Source organism: Streptomyces sp. NTH33 (genome assembly GCF_003236365.1).
Taxonomy (GTDB): domain Bacteria; phylum Actinomycetota; class Actinomycetes; order Streptomycetales; family Streptomycetaceae; genus Streptomyces.
The window spans coordinates 1-15,813 of sequence record NZ_POTZ01000002.1; the positions used below are offsets into that span (position 1 = coordinate 1).

The following is a 15,813-nucleotide window of genomic DNA, read 5'->3' on the forward strand; positions in this document are numbered from 1 at the left end:
CAGGGGTGGCCGTGCCGGTCGCGGCTGCGGCCACCCCGCCGGGGTGTGGTGCGGGTCGGGTGCCGGTGCGGGCCGTCGGGGGCCGCGTCACCACCAGCCGGAGGACTTCTTGGCGGACTTGGCGGCGGCGGCCTCGGTGACGATGCGCTGCCGCTCGGTCTGCAGGGCGGTGATCTCCGCGATCAGCCGGGTCTCGGCGCTGCTCCAGGCGGACTCAAGGCGGCGGTCGGCGTGGTCGGTGCTGCGGCCCCGGACGACCCGGTAGGAGCCGCCGGCCATGGCGGCGAGGATCGCGCGGCGCTCGCGGCCGTCCAGCGGCCACATCTCCCGCTCGCGCACGGCCTCCAGCTTGCGGTTCGTCTTCCGGATCTCGCGGTCCACACGGCGGGTGTCGGGCTTGCCCATGTCAGGTACTCCTCGGGGATTCGGAGTGGTCGGGGTAGGCGCAGGGAACGCACGTGCCGAGCGAGGGCGGGATGACGTATCCGGCGTCGCGTCGGCACTCGGGGCAGGTGCGGCGGGCGGCGTTGGCCTTGGCCAGCGCCGCCCGTCTCGCGGGGGTCATGGGCCGGACCGGCTTGGCCAGCTCGATGCGGTAGAGGTAGGCGACCAGCGGGCCGCGCCGGCGGCGCGGGCGCTGCAACTCGGCAGCGACGGGCTGCCCGCCGGGCCGCAGGCCGTGCGCCCGCAACTGGCGGCGGGTGGCGTATCCGTCCGGGGCGAGGCGCCACCGGAACACCGGCAGCGCCCCCATCACGCCACGCGCTTCCACGCGGCCCGCAGGCGGACCTCGGAGGCGGAGTGGCCGGCCGCCCGGAACCGGGTGGCCATCTCCCGGTAGGACAGGGCCGGGGTCTCGCTGTTGCGGATCTCCTCGACCAGCGCATCAAGGGCCGCGTCGGTGAGGGCGGGCGCCGTCTCCAGCGCGGGCACCGGCTCGGTGGGCCCCCACACGGGCAGTTCCCAGCGGGGCGTGACGCCGGGCGTGACGCGGGTCGTCACGCAGGTCAGTGCCCGTCCGGTGTCCTCGCCCGCGCGCGCCGTCTCCAGCGTCGACCACGCGCCCGCGAGGGTCTGCGCGGTCTTGGCCTGGACGCGGGCGACGCGGGCGCCGGCCTGCGTCACGGCCGTCAGCCGCGTCTCCTCGGTGACGGCTTCGGCGCGCAGCCGGGCGCGGGCCACGGCCGCTTCGTCGCGGGCCTCCTGCTGGATGCCGCGGATCGCGTCCAGCGCCACCGGGGTGAGCGCGGTGCGCTCCCACAGACCGTGCACCAGCCACAGGGCCTTGGCCGCGATGGGCAGCCAGGCCACGGCCAGCCACGCGCCGGCGGACTCCTCGGCGGTCAGGGCGTGCGCGATTAGGACGCCGGCCGCGATGAGGCCGAAGGACCAGCCGACGGCGGTGACCGCGCGGTTGTGGTCGCCCTGTGCGGCCAGCCGGCGCTCGTAGGCGAGGGTGGCCAGCCATCCGCCGTCGATGCCCAGACCGACGACCAGGGCGACGGGCCACGGCATGGCCGTGCCCAGCCACATGACGACGACGGCCAGGGTGAGGACCATCGAGACGGCCGTCATCGTCACGGCGGGCAGTACGGTCTTGGCCTTCATGCCGGCACCGCCTCTCGCGGCCGGACGGCGACGGCGGCGATCAGGACGACCGGGGTGGCGTCGTCGTCGGGGTCGCGGCTGTCCTCCAGCCACGACCACTCCGCGCCGGGCGCCACCTCGTAGCCGAGCGCGGCCAGCACCTTACGGCGCTCCGCCACGGTGGGCACCGGGCCGGGCCGCTCCCACCGGAAGGTGGGCCACTGGGTTGCTCCGAGCAGGGCGACGTACAGGCGCCACGGCCCGCCGTTGCTCGACATCTGCGCGGTCAGCGTCATCACGCCGCACCCCCCGGCAGCAGCGCGCCGGCCGTACGGTTGAGCAGTGCGACCCGGGCGGCCAGCGCCCGGCGGCGGGCCCGGCGGATGCGGCGGGCGTCCAGCTCGGTCGGCGTGCGGTCCAGGGTGAGGATCTGCGCGTCGAGCAGGTCGACGTCCGCCAGGATGACGGGCATCTCCTCCTCGATCGCGTCCAGTTCCGCGGCCGTCGGCTCGATCCAGTCGGCGAACGCGGTAACAGCGTCCTGAACAGTGACGATGTGGTTCATTGGGTCGTGTTCCTCTCAGACAGGAACGGCCCGAACAGCGGCCCCGGTGTTCCAGCACCGGGGCCGCGCGCCGTTGAAGTCGGACTGTCCGGCTCCCCTCGGCGCTGCTCGTACGAGACGAGCAGCGGAGGCAACCGGCCGCAGCAGTGGGCTGCGGAGAGGTTGAGCATGTTTCGCTGTCTCCTTCGGGAGCGCGCTCCCGTTTCAGGCGTATGGAGACGTGACCTTTCGGTCTCAGCCCTCCGGTTGACCAGGGGTCCGGGTCCCTCGGCCCGCTCTGTCCCGGGCCCCTTGGCGCCGCGTTCGTGAACACGGCGCCCATCGCGTGCACACCACAGACCGGACGCGAGCCCGAAATCTGGTGCGCACCAGTAGAGTGCAACTGGTGCGCACCAGAGTCAAGGTGGTTCGCCGAATCGGGTGGCGTTCACCTCGTTGCGGTGCCTCTCCAGAAGACCGCTTCAGGCAGGGCGATCGGTAGCCAACAGGGCTTAACACCCGTCCTGTTAACCCCTGTTGACCTGCGGCAATATGCGGCATGCTGGGAGCGTCAGTTGAGGGCATCTATCGCCGGACGGTGGCCTGTGAGCACAGGACTTCGGAGCGCGCGGACGGCGCGCGGCTGGTCTCAGGAGCGACTAGTTCGCGAGATTGAGCAGTACGCCCGACGGAACGTCACGGACGTTGCATCAACCGCGAGTCTGCGGGTGTACGTGTCCGAGTGGGAGAACGGCAAGCGCACCATCTCGGACCGCTACGCGGCGATCCTGCGGCAGCTTCTCGGAGTGACCGACACCGAGTTGAGGGACGCCACGCCGGTGCCAGTGGCGCCGTCGGCCGACGGCTACGACGAACTGCTCAGCCGGATTGATGCGGCCAGTAGCGTCAGCGAGTCCATGGTGAAGGCGTTCAACGACCAAACCGAGTTGCTCCGCACCATGGACCGGCAGATGGGCGCGGCCGGTCTGGTCGACCAGATGACGGGCCACCTTGCCGCCTTGGAAGACGCGCTCAACTTCGCCGTACTGCCTACCGCGCGTCGGCCCGTGGCGCTCGCACTCGCGGGTGCATCGACCCTCGCGGCGTGGCAGGCAATCGACTCCGGAGCGGTCGAACGAGCGTGGCGACACTACGAACTCGCCAAGCGGGCAGCGCGAGACGCTGAGGCTCCGATGTACCTCGCCCACGCCATGGCGGAACAGGCGTACGTGCTCTGTGAGGCTGGCCGCCCGGCGCTCGGTGTCGACCTCGTTCGGGACGCCCGGCGCACGGTCGGCCAGGCCGGTTCGGCACGGCTCCGGGCATGGCTGTACGCCGCAGAGGCGGAAATGTGTGCTCACGCCGGCATGCCGGACGACTGCCGACGCGCGCTCGATGCTGCCATGGCCAGCATCCCGCCGGGCCCGGAGGACCGGGACCCCGACATGCTGAGCATCTTCCTGAACGACGTGCATCTCGCCCGATGGCACGGCAACGTGCTCGCCTTGCTCGGTGACGGCGACGCGGTCACGAGTCTGTACGGGGCGCTGGAAGGGATGGATCCGACGTTCGTGCGGGCGCGGGCCGGGCTGCACACCGACTTGGCGCAGGCACACCTCACCCGAGCCGAGTACGACGATGCCCACACCCATCTGAGGCAGGCCCGGCTGTTGGCGAGCCGCACCGGTTCGGTGCGGCAGCGCCGCCGTGTCGACATGCTCAGCGCGCGGCTGTGACTCCCTGCCCGCGCCGGCTCGCCAGGATGTGCAGCAGGGCAACGAGGGTGCCGGACCCCATCAGCTCACCGCGGGCCATGAGCCCCGGAACGTCCGCCAGGGGAACCCACTCGATGTGACCCGCCTCCTCAAGGTCGCTCGGCTCGCCGACCTTTTCCGCGCCGCGGCCCACGAAGATCTCGTGCGGCGAGTCGACCATGCCGACCATGGGCTGATAGGTCACGACGTGTTCCAGCGACTTCGGGCGCCACCCGGTCTCTTCGACGACTTCCCGCAGCGCCGTGGCCGCTGGGTCCTCTCCGGCGTCAACGATGCCGCCCGGGAGCTCCCAACCGAACTGCTGCGGTACGAAGCGGTACCGCCACATCATGAGCACGCGGTCTTGGTCGTCCAGCACCGCAGTGACGGCGACGCGGTGCAGCCGCACCACGTGGTGCTCGAACCGCTTCACTCCGGGCGGTTCCACATCCCAGAGCTGAAGTTTCACCCATCGGTTGTCGTACAGGTCGCGCTCACCGTGGATGCGCCACGGCTCCACGCCGTCCGGCCGTTCGACGCTCACCGCGCCCGGTACCCGGTAGGAACTCCGGCCCCGCACCTCCAACGCTCCCTCGGTCACCAGGCGGGCGAGCACTTGCCGCAGTGCCGTCCGGCCGATGCCGAGCTCTTCGACCAGCGCGCGCTCCGACGGGAACTTGTCACCGGGGGCGTACTCGCCGGACGCCAGTCGCTTCCGAAGCGTCTCGTAAACCTTGGTCGTCTTCGGTCCCATCCGCGGAGCACTCTCCGTTCTGCCGTGGTGCGTACCAGCGTAACGGGCAGGGGTCACACTTCCTCCGGTCGTATTCGATGCTTCCCAAGCGGGCCATGGGACACCTGTGGGGCAGGGACCCCCGTATGGCAGGAACGACCAGCTCAATTAGGCTGGCCACGCCTCTTAACGCCCGTAGGGCATAGCAACGCTTCGATCTCGCGCAGCACCCGCGCCGGATCATGCCCTGGCCATGCCTCTCAGCGCCCGTAGGGCATAGCGCTCCCGTCCGCAGCGCCGTTCAGGGCGCCCTGCGGTTCGGGGGTGCCTGACAGGCCCCGACGAACGGCCGATTCCCCCATGTGTCCCCCCGACGGGCGGTTGGATGAGGAAAGAGCAGGTCACCGGCCGCAGCGGCGGCCCGCTGTAAATCTGCCGGCTCAGCCTTCCCAGGTTCGAATCCTGGCGCCGCCACACTGAGAAGACCCCCTCTGTCTGCGGAGACGTAGACCGGAGGGGGTTTTTCGTGGAGGGGTGACGCCCACTCAGTTGCCGGCCACCGACTTCACCGCGACCGACACCGGTGCCGAGCCGCTGACGAGTTCCAGGGTCAGGCCGGCGGTGGCGGGAGTGTCGACCAGTTCGGCCAGGACGGCGGCCACGTCGTCGCGGGGGATCGCGCCGCGGCCGGTGTGGGCCTCCAGGCGTACGAGGCCGGTGCCGGCGTCGTTCGTCAGCGCCCCGGGGCGCAGGATCGTCCAGTCCAGGGCCTCCTGGCCGCGGACGTGGTCGTCGGCCGCGCCCTTGGCGCGCAGGTAGACGTCGAAGACCTCGTCGCCCTTGTGCCCCGCGTCCGCGCCCATCGACGACACGACCAGATGCCGGCGCACGCCCGCGCGTACCGCCGCGTCCGCGAACAGCACCGCCGCGCCCTTGTCCACCGTGTCCTTGCGTGCCGCGCCGCTGCCCGGGCCCGCGCCCGCCGCGAACACCGCCGCGTCGGCACCCCGCAGCCGCTCCGCGACCTCCTCGACCGACGCCGACTCCAGGTCGAGCACGATCGGTTCAACACCGGCCGCCCGCAGGTCCTCGCTCTGCTCGGCGCGGCGAATGATCCCCGCCACCTCGTCCCCGCGTGCGGCGAGCAGCCGCTCCAGCCGCAGCGCGATCTGACCATGACCACCAGCGATGACAATGCGCATGTCTCCGACCGTACGCCCGAACGGCCGCATCCGCCGCACGACTTCGGGCGCGTCCCGGGGCACACACCCGTACACCCCCGTACACCCGTACACCGCGTCACGACAGCTCGCCCCGCCCCTGCCGCGGCAGCCCCAGCTCCGCGATGGCGGCCGAGTCGCAGAACTCCCGTACCGCGCTCGTACGTGCCACCACGCGCCCGCGGTGCACCACGACCCGGCTGTACCCGAGCGACAGCGCCCCCGCGAGCCGGTCGCCGCGCACCGCGAGCAGCTCGGCGGGAAAGCCCGCCTCTACCCGCACCTCGGGCAGGCCGAGCACCGCGCGGGCCGACGCGCTCACCGCGTCGTAGGCGTCCTCGGGGCGCAGCCCGTGGCGGGAGGCCAGCAGGTACGCCGCCTCCAGCGGGTCGCCGCGCCCCACCGGGTTCGACACGTCCCGCAGGGCGCCGCTGCCCGCGGCCACCCGCACCCCGGCCGCCCGCAGCAGCCGCACCGGAGCCGTGTCCCGCCCCTCGGCGTCCCCGCAGCCGCCCTGGGGCAGGCACACCACCGCCACCCCGGCCGCGGCCAGTCGGTCCGCGGCCCGCGCGGCGGCCCCGGCCGGCAGCCGGGACAGACCGCCGCAGGGACCCAGTGCCACTCCGGGGCGCAGCCCGCCCGCCATCGCCGCGATGCGCGCCAGACGGGCCGGGTCGGCCCCGTCGGTGTGCAGGTCGACGGGGCAGCCGTGCTCGGAGGCGACCTCGAGGACCGCCTCGACGTAGCCCGTGGGGTCGGGGTCCACGTCCGGGCAGCCGCCCACCACGCACGCGCCCGCCTTCACCGCGTCCCGCAGCATCGCCAGGCCCTCGGCGCCGGCCGTACCGGTGAGCACGCGCGGCACCGCCACCGTCGTCAGCCCGGTGAGCCCGCGCAGCGCCCGCCGCGCCCGCAGGACGGCCGTCAGGACACCGAGCCCCTGGACGTCACCCACGCGTACGTGTGCGCGCACGGCCGTCGCCCCGTGCCCCAGTTGCAGCAGCGCGGCCTCGGTCGTCCGGCGCTGGACGTCCTCCGGGTCGTACGACACCGGGCCGCCGCCGTCGGCGGTCAGGGCGGTGTCCAGGTGGGCGTGGGGCTCGACCGGGGCCGGCAGGAGCAGGTAGCCGCCGAGGTCCACGCGCGCGCCCCTGTCCCGCGGCCCGCCGGCATCGAGGCTGCCGGCGGTGCCGACCGCCTCGATGCGCCCGCCGGCCAGCCGTACGTCCACGGTCCGGCCGTCGGCCAGCCGGGCCCCGCACAGCAGCAGCCCGTCCGGGCCCGTCCGTCCGGACGAGCCCGGCGAGGAGGACGAGTGGGGCGGCTGCGGCTGACCGGGGGGCATCGCACTCCAGGTGGGGACACGGACCGCGTGGCCGCGCGCGGGACGCAAGATCACGCAGAGTGGGTCGAGCCTAGGGCGGCCACCGGGTCCGACGAGGGAGGAGCGCAATAGTCGTACCGGCGTGGCCGCGCGGCGGGACGGCGCGGCGAATTGGATTTGGGTGTAGGGCTGCGGAGCGTGTAATGTCTTCCTCGCTCGCCCCAATAGCTCAGTCGGCAGAGCGTCTCCATGGTAAGGAGAAGGTCAACGGTTCGATTCCGTTTTGGGGCTCTGGTGTGAGAGGTTCCCGTCGTCAGGCGGGACCCGATCGCATCACAGCGGTGTAGCTCAGTCGGTAGAGCAAGCGGCTCATAATCGCTGTGTCACCGGTTCAAGTCCGGTCACCGCTACTCCAAGTAGCCGATTGCGGGGTCGGTCCTTCGATCGGCTACTCTTTCTGCGTTGAAAACCTACCCGTTCGTCAAGGAGCACTCACGTGGCTGCCACCGACGTCCGCCCGAAGATCACGCTGGCCTGCGTGGAGTGCAAGGAGCGGAACTACATCACCAAGAAGAACCGGCGCAACAACCCGGACCGTCTTGAGATGAAGAAGCACTGCCCGCGTTGCAACGCGCACACCGCGCACCGCGAGACGCGATAAAACACAACTCATCCATGAGGCCGCCCCCGCACCAGGGGGCGGCCTCATGTTGTTTCATGTGGGAAAACCCCAGCTGACACCAGGAGGTGCCGAGCCATGGCGCTCGACCAGTCCTTCGTGGGGCGGTCCTATCCGCCCACCGCCCCCTACGAGGTCGGGCGGGAGAAGATCCGTGAGTTCGCGGAGGCGGTGGGAGACGCCAACCCGGCCTACACGGACCCGGAGGCCGCCAAGGCGCTCGGCCACCCGGATGTGATCGCGCCGCCGACCTTCGTCTTCGCGATCACCTTCAAGGCCGCCGGACAGGTCATCGAGGACCCGCAGCTCGGCCTCGACTACAGCCGCGTGGTGCACGGCGACCAGAAGTTCGCCTACACCCGGCCCGTGCGCGCCGGCGACCGGCTCACCGTCACCTCCACCATCGAGGCGGTCAAGTCCCTGGCCGGCAACGACATCCTGGACGTCCGCGGCGAGGTGCACGACGAGGCCGGAGAACACGTCGTGACCGCCTGGACCAAGCTGGTGGCCCGCGCGGCCGAGGAGGCGTGAGGAACCGATGACAGCGAAGATCGCTTACGACGACGTCGAGGTCGGCACCGAGCTTCCGGCCCGGTCCTTCCCCGTGACCCGCGCCACCCTCGTCCAGTACGCGGGCGCCTCCGGGGACTTCAACCCCATCCACTGGAACGAGAGGTTCGCCAAGGAGGTCGGGCTGCCGGACGTGATCGCGCACGGCATGTTCACCATGGCCGAGGCGATCCGCGTCGTCACCGACTGGGCCGGCGACCCCGGCGCCGTCGTCGAGTACGGCGTCCGCTTCACCAAGCCCGTCGTCGTCCCGGACGACGACAAGGGCGCCCTGATCGAGGTCGCCGGCAAGGTGGCGGCCAAGCTCGACGACAACATCGTACGGATCGACCTGACGGCCATGAGCGGCGGGCAGAAGGTCCTCGGGATGTCCCGGGCGGTCGTACGACTGGCCTGACGGCCACCACCGCCCCGTGGCCGTCGGGGTGCGGGGCTGTCAGTGGGGTCTCGTAGTCTTGGGCGCGTGCAGGAACTCCACGACGCGCCTCTGGCCCCGCTGACCACCCTCCGTCTGGGCGGCCCCGCGACTCGGCTGATCACCGCGACCACCGACGCCGAGGTGATCGACGCCGTCCGCGAGGCCGACGCCGGGGGTACGCCGCTGCTGGTCATCGGCGGCGGCTCCAACCTGGTCATCGGCGACAAGGGCTTCGACGGCACCGCCCTGCGCATCGCCACCCGCGGTTTCGAGCTCAGCGGTACGACGCTGGAGCTGGCCGCCGGCGAGGTGTGGACCGACGCGGTCGCCCGCACCGTCGAGGCCGGCCTCGCGGGCGTCGAGTGCCTGTCCGGCATCCCCGGCTCCGCGGGCGCGACCCCGATCCAGAACGTCGGGGCGTACGGCCAGGAGGTGTCCGCCACGATCACCGAGGTCGTCGCCTACGACCGCCGGGCCGGCGAGACGGTGACCCTGGCGAACGAGGAGTGCGCGTTCTCCTACCGCCACAGCCGCTTCAAGGCCGACCCCGAGCGGTACGTCGTCCTGCGCGTCCGCTTCCGGCTGGAGGACGCGGACGGACTGTCGGCGCCCGTCAAGTACGCCGAGACCGCCCGCGCCCTCGGCGTCGAGGTGGGCGACCGGGTGCCGCTCGCCACCGCTCGCGACACGGTGCTGAAGCTGCGCGCCGGAAAGGGCATGGTGCTGGACCCCGAGGACCACGACACCTGGTCGGCCGGCTCCTTCTTCACCAACCCGATCCTCACGGACGCCGACTTCGCCGCCTTCCGCGCACGTGTACGGGACCGGCTGGGCGAGGGCGTCGAGCCGCCCGCGTACTCGGCGGGTCAGGGCCACACCAAGACCTCCGCGGCCTGGCTGATCGACAAGGCGGGCTTCACCAAGGGCTACGGCACCGGCCCGGCCCGCCTCTCCACCAAGCACACCCTCGCCCTCACCAACCGCGGCGGCGCGACCACGGAGGACCTGCTGACCCTGGCCCGCGAGGTCGTGGCCGGCGTCCGCGAGACCTTCGGCGTCACCCTGGTCAACGAGCCGGTGACGGTGGGCGTGACCCTGTAGGCACCGCGACTGCCGGTAGGTTCACAGGACACGAACGGAACAAGGGGAGGGGAATGCCATGGGGGAGCGACGCGCCAGACGTGTCCTCGCGGCCGCGGCCGCGGCCGTCCTGGTGGGCGTGCTCGCCACGGGGTGCGGCGGGAGACACGCCGGGGCCGGGGACGGGAAGCCGGACGCACCGACGGCGTACAAGGGCGTGGAGGAGATCCCCGAGACGCTCGCGCCAGACGGCTCCACCGTCCGCGTCGGATCCCCGCGCGCGAAGATCGTCGTCCACGTGTACGAGGACATGCGCTGCCCGCTCTGTGAGCAGTTCGAGACCCAGGGCGGCGGCGAGGCCCTGCGCGAGATGGTCCTGTCCGGCGAGGTCCGGGCCGAGTACACGCTCGCCTCGTTCCTCGACGACAAGCTCGGCGGCCAGGGCTCGAAGAAGGCCGCCAACGCCCTGCGGGCCGCCCTGGAGGCGGGCAAGTTCGTCGAGTACCACGAGGCGCTCTTCGCCCACCAGCCCGAGGAAGCCGTCGACGGCTACACCGACGCGTTCCTGCTCGACAGGGCCTCCCAGGTCCCGGGCCTGCGCGGCACGGACTTCGACGCGGCGGTCAAGGGCATGAAGCACCGGGACTTCGTGACGGCCTCCGAGAATGCCTTCCAGAAGTCGGGGGTGTCCGGCACGCCCACGCTGAAGGTCAACGGCAGGGCCATCCCCGATCACCTGTCCGGAGGCATCTTCGACAAGGACATGCTGCCCATGGTGATCGGCGTCACAGCCCGCCCCTGACCGACGCGGCTCAGCCCGTCAGCCACTCGTCCACCCCCGACAGCAGCTTCGCCCGGACGTCCTCCGGGGCCGCCGACGCGCGGATCGACTGACGGGCGAGTTCCGCCAGTTCGGCGTCCGTGAAGGCGTGATGGCGGCGGGCGATGTCGTACTGGGCCGCCAGGCGGGAGCCGAACAGGAGGGGGTCGTCGGCGCCCAGGGCCATCGGGACGCCGGCCTCGAAGAGTCTGCGCAGGGGGACGTCCTCCGGCTTGTCGTACACCCCGAGGGCCACGTTCGACGCCGGACACACCTCGCAGGTCACGCCCCGGTCGGCGAGGCGCCGCAGCAGGTGCGGGTCCTCCGCCGCGCGCACCCCGTGGCCCACCCGGTGGGCCTGCAGGTCGTCCAGGCAGTCGCGGACCGAGGCCGGGCCGGTCAGCTCGCCGCCGTGCGGGGCCGCGAACAGGCCGCCGGACCGCGCGATCGTGAACGCCCGGTCGAAGTCCCGCGCCATGCCCCGGCGTTCGTCGTTCGACAGACCGAAGCCGACCACGCCGCGGTCCCGGTAGCGCACGGCCAGCCGGGCCAGCGTGCGCGCGTCCAGGGGGTGCTTCATACGGTTCGCGGCGACCAGCACCCGCATCCCCAAACCCGTCTCGCGCGAGGCCGTCTCCACCGCGTCCAGGATGATCTCCAGCGCCGGGATCAGCCCGCCCAGGCGCGGGGCGTACGAGGTCGGGTCGACCTGGATCTCCAGCCACCCGGAGCCGTCCCTGACGTCCTCCTCGGCGGCCTCCCGCACCAGGCGCCGGATGTCCTCCGGCTCGCGCAGGCAGGAGCGCGCCGCGTCGTACAGCCGCTGGAAGCGGAACCAGCCCCGCTCGTCCGTCGCCCGCAGCTTCGGCGGCTCCCCGCTGAACAGGGCCTCCGTCAGCGCCTCGGGCAGCCGTACGCCGTACTTGTCGGCCAGCTCCAGCAGGGTGGTGGGCCGCATCGACCCGGTGAAGTGCAGGTGCAGATGGGCTTTCGGCAGCTCAGAGAGATCACGTACACGCTCCATCCCTGGATCGTGCCGCACGTCCCCCACGTCCCGGTAGCCGTTTCCCCTTTCGTGGTCTTGCTCGCACAAACGAAGGAGCCCGCAACCTCCTCACCGGAGCAGGTTGCGGGCCCCGTACGAAAAGCCGTACGAAAAACCCGTACGAAGGAGCGGACCTCAGTCCCGCGCCTCCGCCAGGAGCTTCTGGATCCGGCTCACGCCCTCCACCAGGTCCTCGTCACCGAGGGCGTACGACAGCCGCAGATAGCCCGGCGTGCCGAACGCCTCGCCCGGGACGACCGCGACCTCGGCCTCCTCCAGGATGAGCGCGGCCAGCTCCACCGAGTTCTGCGGGCGCTTGCCGCGGATCTCCTTGCCGATCAGCGCCTTCACCGACGGGTAGGCGTAGAACGCGCCCTCCGGCTCCGGGCAGAGCACGCCGTCGATCTCGTTGAGCATCCGGACGATGGTCTTCCGCCGCCGGTCGAAGGCCTCGCGCATCTTCGCGACCGCCTCCAGGTCGCCGGAGACCGCGGCGAGGGCGGCCGCCTGGGCGACGTTCGACACGTTCGACGTGGCGTGCGACTGGAGGTTCGTCGCGGCCTTGACCACGTCCTTGGGGCCGATGAGCCAGCCCACGCGCCAGCCGGTCATGGCGTACGTCTTGGCGACGCCGTTGACCACGATGCACTTGTCGCGCAGCTCGGGCAGCAGCGCCGGCAGGGACACGGACACGGCGTCGCCGTAGACCAGGTGCTCGTAGATCTCGTCGGTGAGCACCCACAGGCCGTGTTCCAGGGCCCAGCGGCCGATCGCCTCGGTCTCGGCCTCGGAGTACACCGCGCCGGTCGGGTTGGAGGGGGAGACGAAGAGGACGACCTTGGTCTTCTCCGTGCGGGCGGCCTCCAGCTGCTCGACCGTCACGCGGTAGCCGGTGGTCTCGTCGGCGACGACCTCGACGGGGACGCCGCCGGCCAGGCGGATGGACTCCGGGTACGTCGTCCAGTACGGCGCCGGCACGATGACCTCGTCGCCCGGGTCGAGGATCGCGGCGAACGCCTCGTAGATGGCCTGCTTGCCACCGTTGGTGACCAGGATCTGCGAGACGTCCGGCTCCCAGCCGGAGTCGCGCAGCGTCTTGGCGGCGATCGCGGCCTTCAGCTCGGGCAGGCCGCCGGCCGGCGTGTACCGGTGGTACTTGGGGTTCTTGCAGGCCTCGATCGCGGCTTCGACGATGTAGTCCGGGGTCGGGAAGTCCGGCTCACCGGCGCCGAAGCCGATCACCGGCCGCCCGGCGGCCTTGAGGGCCTTGGCCTTGGCGTCCACGGCGAGGGTGGCGGACTCGGAGATCGCGCCGACTCGGGCGGAGACCCGGCGCTCGGTGGGAGGAGTTGCAGCGCTCATACCGCCCATCGTTCCAGACCGGAAACGGCCGCGGTACTTCGGTTTCGCCCCCTGGACCGCCCTGCCGGTCCGGGGCCCGCGCCCGCGGGAACGGATGCGGCCCGGACGCCGTGGCCGGGGGCGGTGTGGCCGGTTTCCGGGCGATCCGCCGCCGATCTTCCGCCGTCGAAGCGCCTTCGGGCGCTTTCCGTTCGACGACCGGCGCCGGAACACGTACACTCTCACCTCGTTGGCTTTCAGCAGCCGCCGCCGTACCTGATGCACATCGAGCATCCGGTCGGATGCGGTACGTTGGGGGACACACAAAGGGTCGTAGCTCAATTGGTAGAGCACTGGTCTCCAAAACCAGCGGTTGGGGGTTCGAGTCCCTCCGGCCCTGCTACACACGCCATCGCCAGGGTGTGTGCGCATGTACGTACAGCAATGCATCGCCGTGCGGCTCGACCGGGCGCGGCACGGCCACGACCCGGAATCAGGTGAGGACGAATGACGGACGCCGTGGGCTCCCTCGACACGCCTGATGCCCAGGATGAAGTAGCGGAGTCCAAGAAGAAGTCCCGCAAGGGCGGCAAGCGTGCCAAGAGGGGCCCGCTGAAGCGCCTTGCCCTCTTCTACCGCCAGATCATCGCGGAGCTCCGCAAGGTCGTCTGGCCCACTCGCAGCCAGCTGACGACGTACACCACCGTGGTGATCGTCTTCGTCACCATCATGATCGGCCTGGTGACCGTGATTGACTATGGGCTCGACCACGCGGCCAAGTACGTCTTCGGCTGAGCCAAGAGCGAAGGGCGCCGTGGTACCCGGCGCCCCTTTCGCATGTTCCACCCCTATGTATCCAGGAAGAAGCAGCCACCGTGTCTGACCCGAACCTGAACGACGCCATCGAGCCGACCGAGTCCGTGGCTGACGAGCTCGACATCGTCGAGGGTGCGGACGAGGTCGACGAGGCCGAGGCTGTCGAGGCCGCTGCGGGCGAACCGGCCGAGGAGGCCGCCGTCCACGTCGAGGAGGAGCCGGAGGCCGAGGCCGACCCGGTCGCCAAGCTCCGCGAGGAGCTGCGCACGCTGCCCGGCGAGTGGTACGTCATCCACACCTACGCCGGCTACGAGAAGCGCGTGAAGGCCAACCTGGAGCAGCGCGCCGTCTCGCTGAACGTCGAGGACCTCATCTACCAGGCCGAGGTTCCCGAGGAGGAGATCGTCCAGATCAAGAACGGCGAGCGCAAGACCGTCCGGCAGAACAAGCTGCCCGGTTACGTGCTCGTCCGGATGGATCTGACGGACCAGTCCTGGGGCGCCGTCCGCCACACCCCGGGCGTCACCGGCTTCGTGGGGGACGCCTTCAACCCGTACCCGCTGACGCTGGACGAGATCGTGAAGATGCTCGCCCCGGAGGCCGAGGAGAAGGCCGCCCGCGAGGCCGCCGAGGCCGAGGGCAAGCCGGCTCCGCAGCGCAAGGTCGAGGTCCAGGTGCTGGACTTCGAGGTCGGCGACTCGGTCACCGTCACCGACGGCCCGTTCGCCACGCTGCAGGCGACGATCAACGAGATCAACCCCGACTCGAAGAAGGTCAAGGGCCTGGTGGAGATCTTCGGCCGCGAGACGCCGGTCGAGCTCTCCTTCGACCAGATCCAGAAGAACTAGTTTTCTGACACCGGTCATTGACCGACACGCCCCTGCCGGCGGTTTTCCGCCGGCAGGGGCGTTGTGCGTGTCGGCGCGGTCCGGGGATCAGTTGAAGCAGCCGGGACGGGGGTGGGGCTGGTGCGGCAGTTGTTCGGGGTGTTGCCGGCGACCACGGTGGCCTGCAGGGTCACGGTGCCCTGGTTGTTGTAGATACCGCCGGGGTTGTTGTCGGCGGCGTGGTTGTGGCTGATGTTGCTGAAGGACACCGTGGTGGTGCCGCCGGAGGCGGCGGGGACGCCGTTGGCGATGCCGCCGCCGGTCTGCGCGGTGTTGTCGGCGATGTTGCCGGCGGTGACGGTCGGCGTCCCGATGTTGGCGATGCCGCCGCCCGCGCCGCCGGCCGTGTTCTTGACGATCTCCGAGGCGTTGACGGTCAACTTGCCGTCGCTGACGAGGCCGCCGCCGTTCTGGGCCGCGGAGTTACCCCTGACGACGGTCCCGTTCACGCGAGCCTGAGAACCGTTGAACACGCTGATGCCGCCGCCGAAGTCGGCGTGGTTGTCCCGGATCACGCTGCCGTCGACGGTCAGGGAGCCGTTGCCGGTGACGACGATCCCGCCGCCGGCGCCTCTCCTGACGGGGCTGCCGGTGGCGTCGCCGTTGGCGATGACGGCCGCTCGCAGCGTCAGGTTGCCGCCGTCGACGGTGAGGATGCGGAACGACCCCGAGGTACGGGTGATGGCCTTGCGCAGGGCGGCCTGGCTGCACCCCACGTTGTACGTCGCGGCCGAGGCGGAGGAGGCCGGCGCGGTGGAGGCCGGCGTGGCGACCGTGCCTATGCAGAGGACCTGGGCGATGCGGACAAAAAGCTCACGGGTGAACGTGTCACTCCTTCTGAATCGCTCCCGCCGCGGGCGCCTGACGGTTCGAAAGGGCCGTGGGCGCCGCGGGTAGGGGTGCTGTCAGCGAAGGAGGTCCCCGTTGACTCGCCGGTCTTCTCCGCTTTCACCCGATTTACGCCTGACGGTCCTCCCTGATGGGCCCGATGGCCG

The 15,813-nt window shown here is 71.2% G+C and carries 19 protein-coding genes and 3 tRNA genes; 11 read left to right on the plus strand and 11 right to left on the minus strand.

Annotated elements, in window-relative coordinates; all coding sequences use genetic code 11:
• Positions 1 to 87 precede the first annotated feature (87 nt).
• The 5 genes from C1I97_RS00265 to C1I97_RS00285 are packed head-to-tail and all read right to left on the minus strand — an operon-like array spanning position 88 to position 2,152.
• The gene (locus C1I97_RS00265; protein ID WP_111001178.1) at positions 88 to 405 is read right to left on the minus strand and encodes a hypothetical protein; all 318 of its coding nucleotides are present in this window, start codon (positions 403 to 405) and stop codon (positions 88 to 90) included.
• 1 nt (position 406) lies between these two features.
• Positions 407 to 754: an RRQRL motif-containing zinc-binding protein gene (locus C1I97_RS00270; RefSeq protein ID WP_111001179.1), complete on the minus strand. Its 348-nt coding sequence runs from the start codon at positions 752 to 754 to the stop codon at positions 407 to 409.
• A complete protein-coding gene (locus C1I97_RS00275) occupies positions 754 to 1,608 on the minus strand; it encodes a protein spdB (protein WP_111001180.1) in 855 nt (284 codons plus the stop codon). Before C1I97_RS00275 ends, C1I97_RS00270 begins: the two co-directional genes overlap by 1 nt.
• On the minus strand, positions 1,605 to 1,883 hold the full coding sequence (locus C1I97_RS00280; protein WP_181446488.1) for a DUF6303 family protein: 279 nt from the start codon (positions 1,881 to 1,883) through the stop codon (positions 1,605 to 1,607). The genes C1I97_RS00275 and C1I97_RS00280 overlap by 4 nt, the downstream gene beginning before the upstream one ends.
• The gene (locus C1I97_RS00285; RefSeq protein ID WP_111001182.1) at positions 1,883 to 2,152 is read right to left on the minus strand and encodes a DUF6284 family protein; all 270 of its coding nucleotides are present in this window, start codon (positions 2,150 to 2,152) and stop codon (positions 1,883 to 1,885) included. The genes C1I97_RS00280 and C1I97_RS00285 overlap by 1 nt, the downstream gene beginning before the upstream one ends.
• Before the next feature lie 707 nt (positions 2,153 to 2,859).
• On the opposite strand from C1I97_RS00285, the gene C1I97_RS00290 reads away from it, so the two are divergent.
• Entirely contained in the window at positions 2,860 to 3,867 is a 1,008-nt protein-coding gene (locus C1I97_RS00290) for an XRE family transcriptional regulator (RefSeq protein WP_111001183.1), read from the plus strand.
• Here the strand turns inward: C1I97_RS00290 and C1I97_RS00295 are convergent.
• From C1I97_RS00295 to C1I97_RS00305, 3 genes are all read right to left on the minus strand, one after another.
• Positions 3,851 to 4,639 (minus strand): NUDIX domain-containing protein, encoded by a 789-nt coding sequence (locus C1I97_RS00295; RefSeq protein WP_111001184.1) that lies wholly within the window; start codon positions 4,637 to 4,639, stop codon positions 3,851 to 3,853. The two genes, C1I97_RS00290 and C1I97_RS00295, sit on opposite strands and share 17 nt — an antisense overlap.
• 524 nt (positions 4,640 to 5,163) lie before the next feature.
• On the minus strand, positions 5,164 to 5,820 hold the full coding sequence (locus C1I97_RS00300) for an SDR family oxidoreductase (RefSeq protein ID WP_111001223.1): 657 nt from the start codon (positions 5,818 to 5,820) through the stop codon (positions 5,164 to 5,166).
• A 97-nt stretch (positions 5,821 to 5,917) separates the two neighbouring features.
• A complete protein-coding gene (locus tag C1I97_RS00305) occupies positions 5,918 to 7,183 on the minus strand; it encodes an amidohydrolase family protein (RefSeq protein WP_111001185.1) in 1,266 nt (421 codons plus the stop codon).
• 197 nt (positions 7,184 to 7,380) lie between these two features.
• Between C1I97_RS00305 and C1I97_RS00310 the strand changes: the two genes are divergently transcribed.
• The 7 genes from C1I97_RS00310 to C1I97_RS00340 all read left to right on the plus strand — a co-directional run bounded on the left by C1I97_RS00310 (position 7,381) and on the right by C1I97_RS00340 (position 10,711).
• Positions 7,381 to 7,453, plus strand: a tRNA-Thr gene (locus tag C1I97_RS00310).
• Positions 7,454 to 7,499: 46 nt separating this feature from the next.
• Positions 7,500 to 7,572: transfer RNA gene (locus C1I97_RS00315), tRNA-Met, on the plus strand.
• 86 nt (positions 7,573 to 7,658) lie between these two features.
• Positions 7,659 to 7,823, plus strand: coding sequence for a 50S ribosomal protein L33 (gene rpmG, locus C1I97_RS00320; RefSeq protein WP_003948671.1), 165 nt, complete (start codon positions 7,659 to 7,661; stop codon positions 7,821 to 7,823).
• A gap of 96 nt (positions 7,824 to 7,919) precedes the next feature.
• Positions 7,920 to 8,372 carry a MaoC family dehydratase N-terminal domain-containing protein gene (locus C1I97_RS00325; protein ID WP_111001186.1) on the plus strand — a complete coding sequence of 151 codons (453 nt, stop codon included), beginning with the start codon at positions 7,920 to 7,922 and terminating at the stop codon, positions 8,370 to 8,372.
• A 7-nt stretch (positions 8,373 to 8,379) separates the two neighbouring features.
• Positions 8,380 to 8,808, plus strand: a complete 429-nt coding sequence (locus tag C1I97_RS00330) for a MaoC family dehydratase (RefSeq protein WP_111001187.1) — start codon at positions 8,380 to 8,382, stop codon at positions 8,806 to 8,808.
• Positions 8,809 to 8,874: 66 nt separating this feature from the next.
• Positions 8,875 to 9,930, plus strand: coding sequence for a UDP-N-acetylmuramate dehydrogenase (locus C1I97_RS00335; protein ID WP_111001188.1), 1,056 nt, complete (start codon positions 8,875 to 8,877; stop codon positions 9,928 to 9,930).
• A gap of 58 nt (positions 9,931 to 9,988) precedes the next feature.
• The gene (locus C1I97_RS00340) at positions 9,989 to 10,711 is read left to right on the plus strand and encodes a DsbA family protein (protein WP_111001189.1); all 723 of its coding nucleotides are present in this window, start codon (positions 9,989 to 9,991) and stop codon (positions 10,709 to 10,711) included.
• Between the two features lie 10 nt (positions 10,712 to 10,721).
• Here C1I97_RS00340 and C1I97_RS00345 read toward each other — a convergent pair whose 3' ends face one another.
• Both C1I97_RS00345 and C1I97_RS00350 read right to left on the minus strand, forming a co-directional pair.
• On the minus strand, positions 10,722 to 11,753 hold the full coding sequence (locus tag C1I97_RS00345; RefSeq protein WP_111001190.1) for an adenosine deaminase: 1,032 nt from the start codon (positions 11,751 to 11,753) through the stop codon (positions 10,722 to 10,724).
• A 156-nt stretch (positions 11,754 to 11,909) separates the two neighbouring features.
• Positions 11,910 to 13,136: a pyridoxal phosphate-dependent aminotransferase gene (locus C1I97_RS00350; protein ID WP_181446489.1), complete on the minus strand. Its 1,227-nt coding sequence runs from the start codon at positions 13,134 to 13,136 to the stop codon at positions 11,910 to 11,912.
• A gap of 306 nt (positions 13,137 to 13,442) precedes the next feature.
• Here C1I97_RS00350 and C1I97_RS00355 point away from each other — a divergent pair.
• The 3 genes from C1I97_RS00355 to nusG all read left to right on the plus strand — a co-directional run bounded on the left by C1I97_RS00355 (position 13,443) and on the right by nusG (position 14,779).
• Positions 13,443 to 13,515: transfer RNA gene (locus C1I97_RS00355), tRNA-Trp, on the plus strand.
• 107 nt (positions 13,516 to 13,622) lie between these two features.
• On the plus strand, positions 13,623 to 13,910 hold the full coding sequence (gene secE / locus C1I97_RS00360) for a preprotein translocase subunit SecE (RefSeq protein WP_111001192.1): 288 nt from the start codon (positions 13,623 to 13,625) through the stop codon (positions 13,908 to 13,910).
• Between the two features lie 80 nt (positions 13,911 to 13,990).
• Complete coding sequence (gene nusG / locus C1I97_RS00365; protein WP_111001193.1) at positions 13,991 to 14,779, plus strand: transcription termination/antitermination protein NusG; 789 nt, start codon at positions 13,991 to 13,993, stop codon at positions 14,777 to 14,779.
• 14 nt (positions 14,780 to 14,793) lie between these two features.
• Here nusG and C1I97_RS00370 read toward each other — a convergent pair whose 3' ends face one another.
• Positions 14,794 to 15,534: a hypothetical protein gene (locus tag C1I97_RS00370; protein WP_111001194.1), complete on the minus strand. Its 741-nt coding sequence runs from the start codon at positions 15,532 to 15,534 to the stop codon at positions 14,794 to 14,796.
• Between the last annotated feature and the right edge of the window lie 279 nt (positions 15,535 to 15,813).